This is a genomic window from Pseudoalteromonas sp. SG43-8 (assembly GCF_014164245.1).
GTDB lineage: Bacteria > Pseudomonadota > Gammaproteobacteria > Enterobacterales > Alteromonadaceae > Pseudoalteromonas > Pseudoalteromonas distincta.
The window spans coordinates 40732-55184 of the sequence record NZ_JACJEX010000008.1 but is presented as its reverse complement, the minus strand read 5'-3'; the positions used below and the strand labels follow the sequence as shown (position 1 = coordinate 55184).

The following is a 14453-nucleotide window of genomic DNA, read 5'->3' as shown; positions in this document are numbered from 1 at the left end:
ATGTTTATAAACGAAAAGTAGGTTTAGCCTACAATGCCTAAAATATTATCTTCACGCATGATCAGGTACTCTTGACCTTCGATCTTTTCAACTTTTTCAACATATGAGCCAAATAACACAGTGTCACCGGCTTTAACTTCTAACGCTCTCACGTCACCGTTATCTAAAACGCGACCATTACCTACGGCTACAACTTCTCCGCGAGTTGATTTTTCAGCTGCAGAGCCAGTTAATACAATACCGCCAGCAGATTTTGTTTCTTCTTCTAGACGTTTAACGATTACGCGATCTTGTAAAGGACGAATGTTCATGTTTTTTAGTTCTCCTAACAGTTTCTGAACAGTACAGAAAAAAGCTTTTCTAATTTGCATTCATTAATGGGGGTAGAGTGTAAAATTCCAAGAGAAAAAATGATAAATTTTTAATCTTTTCGCTCATATTCGCCATCAATAGTCGTTGGTCGTTCCATTTGCCCTTGCTCTCGTTCAGCATGTTGCTGCCCAGCAAACGGCGATGGCCCTTGTTGCCTACCTGCGCTCATTCTAACAGTTGCTTGGCTAGCAAGGCCTGCGGCCAGCTTGTTACGAATTGCAGGCGTTAATAATAGTAACCCAAACACGTCGGTCATAATGCCAGGGGTAAGTAATAATACCCCCGCAATTACAACGCATATTCCGGTAAATAATTCTTTGGCTGGCATTTGCCCTTGCGCCATTTGCGCTTGTACGTTTTGCAGCGCACCCATACCTTGTGTTTTAACCATTTTGGCACCTAAAATCGCGGTAATAACAACAAGTGCAATTGTTGCAAATCCGCCAATCACATCGCTTACTTGAATCAGTAAGGCGATTTCGATAATAGGGATGATGATAAACAACACAAATAAAAATCTAAACATAGCGCTCTCTAAATAATGACACTCAAAAGAGTTGATGAAATATAAATGAGGGTGACTAGGTCTCTTTTCAAGGTTAGGGCATAGGTATAGTCATTTTACTGATATTTAAGCGTCTACACATTGTATCGGCTATCGGATACTATGAAGCTAGACACTGTCCAATAAGAATAGGTTCATAATGACTACGCATTTTAAAATGATTTTTACGACCTGCAAAGATGAAGCAGAAGCACGCAGCCTAGCAAGGGCGTTGGTAGAAAAAAAGCTAGCAGCTTGTGTAAATATTTTACCTAACATGGGCTCTATTTATATGTGGGAGGGCGAAGTAGCAGAAGCAACTGAAGCCAAGCTACTTATAAAAACAAAAGCAGATAAAATGAACGATGTGTTTTTAACAATAAAAGAGCTACATAGCTACGAAGTGCCGGAGATTCAGGTTGTAGAAGTTTCAACCGGTAATTTGGCGTATTTTAATTGGATGGACGAGGTACTGAATTAATGCGTTTTTTCTTTTTATTGTTGGCTACATTATTAACTGTACCCGTAAAGGCTGCGACTAATAATGTGCTTGGTGATCTACTTGGGCCTCCTCAACAGACTTTTTTACCTGTAGACCAAGCGTTTGTTTTTGATTTTGACCAACAAGGCAGTACCTTGTTTGTAGGTTGGGATATAGCGCCAGACTATTATTTATATAAAAAGAAAATAGAAATTATCGCCAAAGGTGCAAACATTCAAGTAGGCAACTCCGGCAGTGGCGAAATTATTGAAGATGAATTTTTTGGTAAAACAGAGGTTTTTTTTAATTCCGCGAGTGTTATTAGTAAGCTAAGTAATATAACCGAAGGCGCCGTGGTTAAAGTTCGTTACCAAGGCTGTGCAAAAGCAGGGCTTTGCTATCCACCAGAAGTAATCAGCATCCCACTTAGTGTTATTAGTGGCGCACAGATTAAAAATATAGATCAAAATAGCGCCACCGATGAAGCGGCAACTGCGCAAAGTACATTTGCAGCACTCAACGAGCCAACTACTGAACCTAAAACAAATTCGGATGATGCCGAAAAAGAACTTACTTTTACTGAGCAATTAGCAAGTCAGGGCTTAATAACTAATTTACTTATATTTTTTGTGGTTGGTGTAGGCCTTGCTTTTACGCCGTGCGTATTTCCAATGTTTCCTATTTTGTCGAGCTTAATTGCGGGTCAGCAAAACCTTTCAACTAAAAAAGCGTTTGCGTTGTCGTTTGTATATATACAAGGCATGGCAGTTACTTATGCAGCACTAGGCTTAGTTGTTGCGGCGCTTGGTGGGCAAGTGCAGGGGTATTTACAGCATCCATTTGTACTAGTTAGCTTTAGTTTACTATTTGTATTATTGGCTATGTCGATGTTTGGTTGGTACGAAATAAAACTGCCAAGCAGTATGATGAGCAAGCTAACTCAGGTAAGTAATAACCAAAAAGGCGGCAACTACGTTGGCGTATTTTTAATGGGTGTACTGTCGGGGTTAATTGCATCACCGTGTACTACTGCGCCACTGTCGGCGGCGCTCTTATTTGTAGCGCAAAGTGGTGATTACTTAGTAGGTGGTTTAACGCTATACGTGCTTAGTTTAGGTATGGGGTTACCACTTTTATTACTTGGGACATCTGGCGGTAAATTGCTGCCTAAAGCAGGTGGTTGGATGGAGCAAGTTAAAACTTTGTTTGGCTTTGTAATGCTTGTTGTGCCGCTTATATTACTTGAGCGACTAGTAAGCGCCGACATTATATTATTAATGGCTGGTGTGCTTGCATTAGCAACGGCACTTTACCTACATCACTGGCAAAGTAGCCAAACACAAAGCAAGTTAAAAACTGTATTATGGTTTGCTGCAACGCTATTAGTTATGACTGGGTTTACGTTAACTAAAAACTACTTTTGGCCAGTACAAGCTGTGCAAGTAAGCTCACAAAGTAATGAGTTTAAAAAGGTGGCGGATTTAGCTGAGCTAAAAGAAGCCGTAGCGCAAGCGAATAATGAAGGTCGAATGGTTATGGTCGACTTATATGCTGACTGGTGTGTGGCGTGTAAAGAGTTTGAGCATTACACGTTTCCAGATGCCAAAGTGCAAAGTGAATTTAGCCATTATCAGCTAATTCAAGTTGATTTAACTAACAGTGACAATAAAACAATTGAGTTAATGGAAGAGTACACCGTGTTTGGTTTACCTAGTATTTTGTTTTTTAACAGCCAAGGTAAAGAGCTAACTACACAACGTGTAACCGGCTTTTTAAACGCAGAAGATTTTGCTAAACACCTTGCTACAGTGCGCGCCAGCGCACAATAATAGTGCAATAGAGCCACTTGGATATACCAAGTGGCTTACGACTCCCTCCTAGTTATTCGTTCCCAAAATAGAGATTGGACCAGTATTTTGCTGCTATTTACATCGAAATCACTATAATAGTTGGTTAACGTGAGAATTTGTTGCTACATTACTTTTTTCTGCTTGCTTAAAAGCGAAAAACTACTTAGCAACCGCTTAACTCATTACTTATAGGATATATCGCGTATTATGGCTGCAAAATTTAACCTTTTAGTTATAAATGGTCCAAATTTGAACATGCTTGGCAAACGTGAACCGGATAAATACGGTTTTCAAACGCTAAGTGAAATTATGAGCGAACTAACCAGTGCCGCTGATAGTCTAGATGTTGAGTTAGCACATTTTCAAAGTAATAGTGAGCAAGCCCTCATTGAGCGAATACACAGTGCTTGGCAAGCGGTTGATTACATAATAATTAACCCTGCTGCATTTACGCATACAAGCGTTGCATTACGTGATGCATTGCTAAGTGTTGATATTCCGTTTTTTGAAGTGCACTTAAGTAATGTGCACGCACGTGAAGCCTTTCGTCATCATTCGTATTTTTCTGATGTGGCACAAGGCGTGATATGTGGATTAGGTGCAATGGGTTACCACGCAGCATTAAATGCCGCTGTGAGCCGGTTGAAAAACTCGATTTAATTTTAAATTAACACACAAACAAACAGGCGGGTCGTGTAATGGATATTCGCAAGATAAAGAAGCTTATCGAATTAGTAGAAGAATCAGGTATTGCTGAGCTAGAAATCACTGAAGGTGAAGAATCAGTACGTATTAACCGTAACAACATGAGCGCAGGCCCTGGTTACCCGCAATTTGCTCCACAGCAATATGCACCGGCGCCAGCAGCCCCAGCTCCAGTTGCAGCAGCTCCTGTAGCAGTTGAAGCAGCAGCTCCAGCAGAACCTACTGGCCATCAAGTTAAATCACCAATGGTTGGATCTTTCTATGCAGCAGCGTCTCCTGAAGCTCCAGCGTATGTAGAAGTTGGTCAGCAAGTTAAAGTTGGCGATACGCTTTGTATTATCGAAGCTATGAAAATGATGAACCAAATTGAGTCAGATAAAGCCGGTACAGTAAGAGCTATCTTAGCTGAAAATGGCGAGCCAATAGAATTTGATCAACCTCTATTCATCATTGAATAATAGCGTAACCTAAAAGGCCAACTCTAATGTTAGATAAAGTAGTCATTGCAAACCGAGGTGAAATTGCACTTCGTATATTGCGCGCCTGCAAAGAGCTTGGGATCAAAACGGTTGCTGTGCATTCAACGGCGGATCGCGATCTTAAGCATGTATTGCTTGCAGATGAAACCATCTGTATTGGTAGACCATCAGCAACTGAAAGTTATTTAGATATCCCGCGCATTATTGCTGCGGCTGAAATAACTGACGCTGTAGCGATTCATCCAGGTTACGGTTTCCTTGCAGAAAACGCTGATTTTGCCGACCAAGTTGAGCAAAGTGGTTTTGTATTTATTGGTCCAAAAGGTGACACTATTCGCCTTATGGGTGATAAAGTTTCTGCTATTTCAGCAATGCGTAAAGCAGGCGTTCCATGTGTACCAGGGTCTGATGGTCCGGTATCAGATGATAAAGAACGTAACATGCAAATCGCTAAACGAATCGGTTACCCGGTAATCATCAAAGCCGCTGGTGGCGGTGGTGGTCGTGGTATGCGTGTTGTTCGTAGCGAATCTGAACTTATTGATTCAATTGCATTAACACAGCAAGAAGCTAAGCAGTTCTTTGGTAATAGCATGGTTTACATGGAGAAATTCCTTGAAAACCCACGCCATATCGAAGTTCAAGTATTAGCAGATGGCCAAGGTAATGCAGTACATTTAGGTGAACGTGATTGTTCTATGCAACGTCGTCACCAAAAAGTAGTTGAAGAAGCACCAGCGCCAGGTATTACTGCAGAAACACGTAAATTTATTGGTGAGCGCTGTACACGTGCATGTATCGAAATCGGTTACCGCGGTGCAGGTACGTTTGAGTTTTTATACGAAAACGGCGAGTTTTACTTCATCGAAATGAATACACGTATTCAGGTTGAACACCCTGTAACTGAAATGGTTACTGGTATTGATTTAATCAAAGAGCAGTTAAAAATTGCTGCGGGTCAACCATTATCATTCACGCAAGACGACGTTGTTATTCGTGGTCATGCTATTGAGTGTCGTATTAATGCTGAAGACCCTGAAACGTTTATCCCTTCACCGGGTAAAATTACACGTTTCCATCCTGCTGGTGGCTTAGGTATTCGTTGGGACAGCCATATTTACGCTGACTATACGGTTCCACCACATTACGATTCAATGATAGGTAAGTTAATCACTTACGGTGAAAACCGTGACGTAGCTATTGCCCGCGCGCGCAATGCACTTAACGAGCTAGTAATTGACGGAATTAAAACTAATACTCCTTTGCATAAGAGAATTCTTGCAGATGAAAATTTCCAAAATGGTGGTACTAACATCCACTATCTTGAGAAGAAATTAGGATTGTAATTCTAGCCTGTAAAAAGGCGTTTTATCTTAGTTAATAACCCGAGTTATTAAGCTGATTTAAATAATTAAAAATCCGATATCAGGAGACTGATATCGGATTTTTTAATGCCTGTAATTTAAGTTTTATAGGCAATAAAAAAGTCCATAAAATATACTGCAAAGAGTAAATTCGATGGACTCAATATTTATATAATATGTTGAACTAACATTACACTAATTTAGATTCAATTAACTGTAGTGCTTCTTCTAAAATTGTTTCTACTGCTTTTTTAGCGCGCTCAGGATCGCGTGACTTTATGGTCTCTAAAATATCAGCGTGCTTAGCAACATCTGCGCCCGGTACACCTTTAATGTGGTTTGTATAACGAATACTTACTCTAAGGGCTGTACTAATAAACTCAGTTAACTGCACAAAAAAGCGATTGTTACTGGCCACTAATATGCTGGTATGAAAAGCAATGTCGGCTTCTAATGGGTCGTCTAAGCCTTCGTCTGCTTCAGCCATACGGGCTAAGGCACTATCTATATCAGCGAGTTGTTCAGCAGTTGCATTTAGTGCTGCAAGAGCGGCCGCTTGTGGTTCAAGGGCTACGCGTACTTGAGTAAACTCTTTTAATAACGACAGTGATGGTTTGCTGCTTAAAATCCAACGTAGTACGTCGGTATCAAACATGTTCCAGCTACTTTCAGGTAATACACGAATACCTTGCTTAGGACGCGATGAAATTAATCCTTTAGCAGAGAGCATTTTTACCGCTTCGCGGGTAGCGCTGCGACTTACATCATACTTTATACATAAATCGGCTTCAGAAGGCAGGCCTTCGCTTACAGGGTAAACACCACGCACAATAGCAAAACCCAAATCGTGGGTTAATTGTTGTGTTAAATTTTGACGGGGTTGGCTTTTCATTGCGGAGGATTCCGAGTTGATATATTGCTTTATTATATATCATATATCATATTAATGTACTTAAGGATATGATATAAACTTTTAATTAGTTAAATATTTTAGCACAGCAATAACAACTTAGTTTGGCTCTTTATAATGTAAATGTAAGTTTATAAAGGGTTTAATTAAAATTGAAAATGCGCTGTATGGAGAGTTGAATTTGAACACCCTAGCTCAATATCATAGTCTTTCTGGTAAAGTTATTTTTATTACAGGCGGTGCATCAGGCATTGGTAGAGCAATGGTTAAATCCTTTGTAAACCAAAATGCAAAAGTAGCATTTATAGATATTGATGATAAGGCCGCGCAATCGCTTATTCGTGATTTACCCAATGCAAAACTATGGTATAGGCAAGTTGATGTAACTGACTCTCATGCACTTCAGCAATCACTTGTGGATGCATGCGCCGCTTTTGGTGCCATTAATGTACTAGTTAATAATGTAGCGAACGACCGCCGCCAAGCGAGCGAAGACGTTACAGTGCAAGACTGGGATCAGTGCTTACAAATAAACTTAAACCCTGCATTTTTTGCCTCTCAAGTTGCTATGTCTTTTATGAAGGGCGATGGAGCGGGCAGTATCATTAACTTTAGTTCTATTAACGCTATTATGGGGCAACCTCAAATGGCAGGCTATGTAACCGCAAAAGCAGGCCTAATAGGTATGACTAAGGCACTGGCTCGCGATTACGGCGAGTTTGGTATTCGCGTTAACGCTATTTTACCAGGGTGGGTGGCTACCGACCGTCAACTAGCAAGCTGGTTTACCGAAGAAGAGCAAGTTAAGTGGATGGAAGCCATGGCGCTTAAAAAATTAGTAACTCCTGAAGATGTTGCTAATTTGGCACTCTTTTTAGCCGCCGATGAAAGCAGTATGATCACCGGGCAAAGTATTAAAATTGACGGTGGGAGGCTTTAAAGCTTGGCTACTTCATCTCTTTTTATTGCTGTTGACTGGGGCACGAGCCATTTACGCGCTTATTTGTGCGAAGTAAAAGCGCAATCAACACTTAAACTATTAGCACAACGTGATGGCCCTGGTGTTGTTAAGGCAAATCAAAATTTTGAGCAAACCCTAATCGACACCATTGCGGTGTGGAAGCAAGAGTATGGCATCTTACCTATATATATTGCAGGACAAATTACCTCAAGCATCGGCTGGCACGAAACACCTTATTTAGAATGCCCAATTAATCCCGAAGGGTTACTTAATGCTGCTGTTAGCTTTGATTGCGATGGGCATATTATTAAAGCGTTACCTGGCACAAAGTGTACGCTGCAAAATGGCTTGTTTGATGTAATGCGCGGCGAAGAGCTGCAAATTTTAGGGTTTTTAAAGCAAAACCCAGAGTATCAACAAGGTAAAATATTACTCTGTTTGCCTGGCACACATACCAAATGGGTGCTTATAAACAATGGCGAAATCATTTGCTTTAAAACAGCCATGACCGGTGAGTTATATGATTTGTTATGTCATCAAAGTGTTTTAATTCCTAACGACTGCGCAGAGGGTGAGTTTGACTTTAAAGCATTTGAGCAAGGCTGTGAGTTAACTTTAGGTAGTGATAGCGGTAACTTGGCACATGGTATTTTTAGTGTGCGTACCCGCCAGCTTTCAAAGGAGTTAACGCCAGTACAAGCTAAAGCCTATTTGTCGGGGGTATTAATTGGCAGCGATGTACGAGCAGCTCGCCACGCTAGCGAATGGCAATTATTAAGTGATACACAAGTTGTGGTGATTGGCACAAAGCAGCTCAATAAGTGTTTTACTACGGCGCTTAACCAAATAGGTGTGAAGTGTATTGAGTTTGATATTAAAACAGCGACGCTTAGTGGCTTTAATTATTTATTTAATTTAGAGTCAAAAAAATAAACCCCTTTATAACGGTTAAATTATAAAGGGGTTAACAGGAAACTATTATAACTTGATAGTTAAGCGCTTTTAGCTGCTTGGTTATGCTCAATATAATCATTAAGCGCAGCAACTTGCGCCTCATTAAAACGTAGTCCTAATTTACTGCGGCGCCATAAAATATTGTATGCGTTTTCTGCCCACTCTTCATTTAGCAAGTAATCTACTTCTGCTGCAAATAAACCATGGCCAAAATCTTGGCCTAAATCACTCAGCCCAGTTACACTACCTAAAATATGTTTAGCACGAGTACCATAAGTGCGTACAAAGCGTTTAAGTGTTATTTCAGGTAGCCATTCGTATTTTGCTTTTAGCTCTGATTTAAGTGCTTCTACAGAGCTAAAATCACCACCAGGGAGCGGACTATGTTTGGTCCACGCATTGCTCATTTGTGGATAAAAATCTTCAAGCTTATTAACCGCAGCTTCGGCAAGTTTGCGATAAGTTGTAATTTTTCCGCCAAACACACTCAGTAGAGGTGTTTGTTTAGCATCACTCGAAAGCTCTAATTTATAATCGCGAGTAACGGCTTGTGCATTAACTGATTCGTCATCAAGTAATGGGCGTACACCAGAAAAGGTATGTACTATGTCTTCGCGTTTAATCGGTTGTTTAAAGTAGGTATTAGTAATATCAATTAAGTAATCAATTTCTTCATCACTAATTTTAACGTCTTGTGCTTCACCTTTGTGTTCTACATCGGTTGTGCCAATAAGTGAGAAGTCATCTTCAAACGGAATAACAAACACAATACGCTGATCTTTATTTTGTAAAATATAAGCTTGTTTTTCATCGTGAATACGAGGCACTACAATGTGGCTACCTTTTACAAGGCGAATATTTTGTGGTGATTTCTCTGTTAGTGCTTCGTCAAATAATTTAGCAACCCAAGGACCCGCAGCATTAACAATCCCTTTGGCAGAAATGGTGTATTTAGCTTTACTCTTTTGCTGCTCAAGCGTTACCTGCCATTTACCTTGCTCACGTTTAGCATTTACACACTTAGTTTGCGTGGTAATAACAGCACCTTTTTGTTGCGCTGCTAGGGCGTTTAAAACGACTAGGCGAGAGTCATCAACCCAGCCATCTGAGTATTCAAAACCTTTAGTAATAGAGGGTTCTAAAACGCTATTTTCACCAAATTTAATGCTTCGAGAACCCGCTAGTGTTTCGCGTTTTGCTAGGTTGTCATACATAAACAAGCCAATACGAATCATCCACGCAGGGCGCAGGTGTTTTTGATGCGGCAATCTAAAGGTTAGCGGCCACATAATATGAGGTGCGTTTTTAAGTAGCACTTCACGCTCTGCTAGCGCTTCTTTTACTAATCTAAATTCGTAGTGCTCAAGGTAGCGCAGACCGCCGTGGATCAGCTTAGAACTGTTTGAAGATGTTGCACAGGCAAGGTCTGATCGTTCGCACAATAGAACTTTTAACCCTCTGCCAGCTGCATCAGCTGCTATTCCAGTGCCGTTTACACCGCCACCGATGACTAGTAAGTCATATTCGTTATCTGCTAATTCCACCGAGCTAACCTTTTTATTTGTAATATAAATAAGACATAAGCATCATAAAGCTGCTGTTTTCATTTGACAATAGAAAACCCAGTTTTTTATTCGTTAATTTTGACGCCAATTCATTTTCAATTTTAAGCAGTAAAGCATGCCTTTTAAATCTAGCATTTAGCTAAGTTAAAAAAGCAAAGTGGCTAAAGTACTGGCCTTAGCCACTTAGTATTTACTGCGGGCAGTTTTTATTCGTTAAGCAGACTTGAGCTACGCAGTGCTGCCATTTTGCGTATAGATCGTTACGCTCGTCGGCACTCATGGTGGGCTCAAAGCGACGGTCGCATGTCCACATTTTAGATAACTGTTCAGTCGACTCGTACACACCTGCTTGCAAGCCCGCTAAATAAGCGACCCCTAAAGAAGTGGTTTCGGTCACTGTTGGGCGCTCAACTGTTGCACCTAAAATATTTGATAAAAAGGTCATAACCCAATTATTTTTTACCATACCGCCATCTACACGAAGCACACTTGGGCGAAGGCCATCACGCTCCATCGCTTTTTGTAAATCTTTGGTCTGGTAACCAACTGATTGCAAAGCAGCCGCAACAATAGTGCTAATACCAGAGTCGCGTGTTAGCCCTAAAATAGCGCCGCGTGCATTAGGGTCCCAATAAGGAGCGCCTAAACCAGTAAACGAAGGCACTAAAAATACACCATGATCGAGCGGTACATCTTTAACCATTGACTCACTTTCGCCAGCATGGCTAAGTAGTTTTAAGCCTTCAACAATCCACTGCATAGTTGCGCCAGCCATAAATATACTGCCTTCAATGGCGTAAGTTGGCTTGCCGTTTAATCTATAAGCAACAGTGGTCAGTAAGCGGTTTTCTGAGGTCAGTGCTTTTTCGCCAGTGTTAAGCATTAAAAAACAGCCAGTACCGTAAGTACTTTTAGCCATGCCTTGTTCAAAACATGCGTGTCCTACAAGCGCAGCTTGTTGATCGCCTGCAATACCACAAACACGAATTGGCGCGCCAAAAATGTCAGCGCTGGTTGAACCAAACTCGTCAGCTGAATCCATTACTTCTGGCAGCATAGATTCTGGAATATCGAATAACTCTAAAAGCTCTTGATCCCACTGCTGGGTATGAATATTAAATAACATGGTGCGCGATGCATTGGTTGCATCGGTGCGGTGCTCTTTACCGCCAGTTAGCTGCCAAAGTAGGTAAGTGTCAACCGTACCGAAGGCGAGTTCGCCTGCAAGGGCTTGTTCGCGTGCGCCTTCAACGTTATCTAAAATCCAACGAACTTTAGTGGCCGAAAAATAAGGGTCGAGCAGTAAGCCTGTTTTATCGCTTATTGTTTGGCAAAGCTCATCAGTTGTTAGGCTTTCGCAATAGACACTGGTGCGACGGTCTTGCCATACAATAGCGTTATAAATTGTTTTGCCTGTTTTTTTGTTCCATACCAAAGTGGTTTCGCGCTGATTGGTGATACCAATGGCAATAATTTCTTCAGGCTTTACATCGTTTTTAGTTAACACTTCGCGACTAGTGCTAAGCACTGTTTGCCAAATATCGTTAGGGTCGTGTTCTACCCAACCATTTTGTGGAAAATGCTGCGAAAATTCTTGTTGTGCTGTACCAAAAACGTCTGCATCTTTTGTAAACAAGATGGCCCGAGAGCTTGTGGTTCCTTGATCAATTGAGAGTATGTATTTGGACATGATATTTGTGTTATTTATCTTATCTTATATATGACTAGATTGCCTTTAACCGAAGTTAATGGCAATGGTTTTTTCTTAAAATAGCAGATTAAAAAATAAACACGCTAATATTTGCTGGTAACTCTTTTATATAAAAGGCGTTTTATTTTTGCATTATTTTAAGGGCGTATGCGGCTATTGATTAAAACAACCGCTTAAAGCTTATTATTACTTGGTGTGAGGTTTAGCTTGTAGCCAATCCATACCGGTAGAAAAGCGATTATCAAACCCACGCCATTGTGGCAGCGGCTTACCATCAACAACAGCTTGGTCGCCGTTTTGTGGTAAATCTAAGTATTTACACTCGCGGTCTATGCCTTTTACGTGGCAATCCATCATGGCAAGTACAAAGTGTTTGTTGGTCTCGTTTAGTGTGCGCATAGACCACGAAGGCTCGTAGTAATGGCCGATATCTAATTCGCTGCTGCTTTGTGCAATAGCAGGGGCTGGGTGTGGTGCTATATTATGGCGTGCATTTTTGTAAGTAAGCATGTACTTATATTTGCTGCCTGTTTGTTCATAAAGACTTTTAATGCCTTCATAGCCTGAAATGTCATCTAAGTTACCGGCTACATAAAGCGAAGGTACTTTAATATTTTCCATTGCTTTGGCATCAAATATAGCGTGCTGTCCGCCCCATGGTGCAAAGGCTACCATCGCTTTTATACGTGGGTCTACTTTTGGGTTTTGGTATTGCCCACCAGCGCAGCTGTTTAGTAATTGCTGTACTTGTTTAATTTGAGCTGGGTCTTTCATACCCGTAAACATAGCCGTTGTTTGCTCATTAAAAGCGTAACAACCACCTATTGTATTTACAGCGCCATAGCCACCCATTGAGTAACCAATTACGCCTGCGCTTTTGTTATCTACTTGCTTGCTTGCAAAGTTGTTTTGCTCATTAAAGTAATTAATAACAAACTGCTGATCGCGTGAGCGATTTATAAGCGTGCTAAAAAAGCCAGAAAACGGTGCGTTTTCAAAATCAACATCTGCGTTAGTTGAATCAGTATGATCAATCGCTGCAACAATGTAGCCGTGCGACGCTAAGTGCTCGCCTAAGTAGTACATAATTGTGCGGTAACCGGTATAACCGTGCGAAAGCACAATGACAGGGTAGTGTTCTTTATTATTAATGGCGACATCACGCATTGCATCGGCTTGCAAAGTAAACTCTTTACCTGAGCGAGTTTCATCTGTGTAGCTGGTAAGTGGCGCTTTTGCTGTGTTTACAGCCGGATACCACACCTCTACTTTTAAAGAACGATCTTTTTGGCCTTGTGTAGCGGGGTCAAATTGCGCAGGGTTAACTAAATCAAGTGTTTGCACACCCACATTGTAATTACCTTTTGCCGCAAGTTCTGGAAGTACTTCGCTAGTGATTGGCGGATATAGCTGCTCTGGTTTATTAGATTCAGCAACAGCTACACTGGCAGATAAACTGCACGTAGCAAGTAGTATGGCTTTTGAAAGCGCCTTGAGTGTGTGTGTCATTGTGTGTCCTTGTTGTGTATTTTTATTTTTTAATTAGTCAGTTCAGCCGACTCGACGGCATTGCTATATTGCAACTGCCATTGTGCTCGTAAGGTATCCATTATGTTCATAACTCTTAAGCTAGTACTGAGGGGCAACACGCTGCTTTGGGTTTGTTTTTGTAATATACACTGCGTTACATGTGCAATTTCAAACTTAAAGTTTTCATCGTCACTAAAGTTGTATTCAAGGTACTGAGGGTCTTGGTCGTTTATGTGTAGCTCTAGCGTTTTTGCACCTACAAACTGAGGTATTCGAATATAGCCAAGCTCACCATTAATACATGCTTCTGTTGGGCCATTTTGCTGCAGTGCGCTGGCAAGAGATGCAAATTGCCCGTTACCGTAATCAACTATAGCAGTGCTTCGCTCATCAACGCCGGTTGTGCTTTTATGTACAAAGGATTTGATGTGTTCAGGGGCTTTATTAAATACCACATCAGCAATCGAAATAGGATAAATACCTAAATCGAGTAGGGCGCCACCCGCTGTTACAGGGTTCATTAATCGGTGAGTGTCGGCAAAGCTGCCTGGTAAACTAAAGTTGGCATTAACACTGTGCACATTACCAATAACACCTTCATTTAGAAGCTGTTGTAATTTTACTATGGCTGGTAAAAATCGCATCCAAACGCCTTCCATTAAAAAGCAGTTTTGTTGTTTTGCAAGCTCAGTGAGACTTTGCAACTGCTTAGCATTAACGGTAATTGGTTTTTCGCTTAGCACGTGCTTATTGTGTTTTAAGCATTGGGCGATAGTTTTAAAGTGTTGATCGTGGGTATTGGCAATATAAATAGCATCTATATTTGGGCATTGCATAAGAGCTTGATAGCTCTCATAGCCTTGAATATTGTACGGTGTGGCAAATTCTTTAGCGCGCTGCTCACTCGTTGATGCAGCGCCAATAAGCTGTGCATCACTGCAATGCGCAATGCTTTTAGCAAAGGTGTGAGCTATATTGCCACACCCAATAATTCCCCAATTAACCTTTGCCATGCTTATTCCTTAAG

At 41.0% G+C, this 14453-nt stretch carries 14 protein-coding genes; 7 read left to right on the top strand and 7 right to left on the bottom strand.

What is annotated here, in order from left to right; genetic code table 11:
• Positions 1 to 23: 23 nt before the first annotated feature.
• Both H5122_RS14470 and H5122_RS14465 read right to left on the bottom strand, forming a co-directional pair.
• Positions 24 to 311 (bottom strand): co-chaperone GroES, encoded by a 288-nt coding sequence (locus H5122_RS14470; RefSeq protein ID WP_002958836.1) that lies wholly within the window; start codon positions 309 to 311, stop codon positions 24 to 26.
• 110 nt (positions 312 to 421) lie between these two features.
• Positions 422 to 898, bottom strand: coding sequence for an FxsA family protein (locus H5122_RS14465; RefSeq protein WP_002958838.1), 477 nt, complete (start codon positions 896 to 898; stop codon positions 422 to 424).
• 178 nt (positions 899 to 1076) lie between these two features.
• On the opposite strand from H5122_RS14465, the gene cutA reads away from it, so the two are divergent.
• From cutA to accC, 5 genes are all read left to right on the top strand, one after another.
• The gene (gene cutA / locus H5122_RS14460; protein ID WP_002958839.1) at positions 1077 to 1397 is read left to right on the top strand and encodes a divalent-cation tolerance protein CutA; all 321 of its coding nucleotides are present in this window, start codon (positions 1077 to 1079) and stop codon (positions 1395 to 1397) included.
• Positions 1397 to 3226 (top strand): protein-disulfide reductase DsbD, encoded by a 1830-nt coding sequence (locus H5122_RS14455; protein ID WP_182682439.1) that lies wholly within the window; start codon positions 1397 to 1399, stop codon positions 3224 to 3226. The genes cutA and H5122_RS14455 overlap by 1 nt, the downstream gene beginning before the upstream one ends.
• A gap of 228 nt (positions 3227 to 3454) precedes the next feature.
• Positions 3455 to 3907, top strand: coding sequence for a type II 3-dehydroquinate dehydratase (gene aroQ, locus H5122_RS14450; RefSeq protein WP_002958841.1), 453 nt, complete (start codon positions 3455 to 3457; stop codon positions 3905 to 3907).
• Between the two features lie 38 nt (positions 3908 to 3945).
• The gene (gene accB, locus H5122_RS14445) at positions 3946 to 4410 is read left to right on the top strand and encodes an acetyl-CoA carboxylase biotin carboxyl carrier protein (protein WP_002958842.1); all 465 of its coding nucleotides are present in this window, start codon (positions 3946 to 3948) and stop codon (positions 4408 to 4410) included.
• A 26-nt stretch (positions 4411 to 4436) separates the two neighbouring features.
• Positions 4437 to 5777, top strand: a complete 1341-nt coding sequence (gene accC / locus H5122_RS14440) for an acetyl-CoA carboxylase biotin carboxylase subunit (protein ID WP_002958843.1) — start codon at positions 4437 to 4439, stop codon at positions 5775 to 5777.
• A 208-nt stretch (positions 5778 to 5985) separates the two neighbouring features.
• Here accC and H5122_RS14435 read toward each other — a convergent pair whose 3' ends face one another.
• On the bottom strand, positions 5986 to 6687 hold the full coding sequence (locus H5122_RS14435) for a FadR/GntR family transcriptional regulator (protein ID WP_024596672.1): 702 nt from the start codon (positions 6685 to 6687) through the stop codon (positions 5986 to 5988).
• Between the two features lie 199 nt (positions 6688 to 6886).
• On the opposite strand from H5122_RS14435, the gene H5122_RS14430 reads away from it, so the two are divergent.
• Both H5122_RS14430 and H5122_RS14425 read left to right on the top strand, forming a co-directional pair.
• Positions 6887 to 7645, top strand: coding sequence for an SDR family NAD(P)-dependent oxidoreductase (locus H5122_RS14430; RefSeq protein ID WP_002958845.1), 759 nt, complete (start codon positions 6887 to 6889; stop codon positions 7643 to 7645).
• A gap of 3 nt (positions 7646 to 7648) precedes the next feature.
• Positions 7649 to 8599: a 2-dehydro-3-deoxygalactonokinase gene (locus tag H5122_RS14425; protein WP_182682438.1), complete on the top strand. Its 951-nt coding sequence runs from the start codon at positions 7649 to 7651 to the stop codon at positions 8597 to 8599.
• Between the two features lie 59 nt (positions 8600 to 8658).
• Here the strand turns inward: H5122_RS14425 and glpD are convergent, their stop codons facing one another.
• From glpD to H5122_RS14405, 4 genes are all read right to left on the bottom strand, one after another.
• Positions 8659 to 10164 (bottom strand): glycerol-3-phosphate dehydrogenase, encoded by a 1506-nt coding sequence (gene glpD, locus H5122_RS14420; RefSeq protein ID WP_182682437.1) that lies wholly within the window; start codon positions 10162 to 10164, stop codon positions 8659 to 8661.
• Positions 10165 to 10375: 211 nt separating this feature from the next.
• A complete protein-coding gene (gene glpK / locus H5122_RS14415) occupies positions 10376 to 11875 on the bottom strand; it encodes a glycerol kinase GlpK (protein ID WP_182682436.1) in 1500 nt (499 codons plus the stop codon).
• Between the two features lie 207 nt (positions 11876 to 12082).
• Entirely contained in the window at positions 12083 to 13405 is a 1323-nt protein-coding gene (locus H5122_RS14410) for a dienelactone hydrolase family protein (RefSeq protein WP_182682435.1), read from the bottom strand.
• Positions 13406 to 13434: 29 nt separating this feature from the next.
• A complete protein-coding gene (locus H5122_RS14405) occupies positions 13435 to 14439 on the bottom strand; it encodes a Gfo/Idh/MocA family protein (RefSeq protein ID WP_182682434.1) in 1005 nt (334 codons plus the stop codon).
• Positions 14440 to 14453 lie beyond the last annotated feature (14 nt).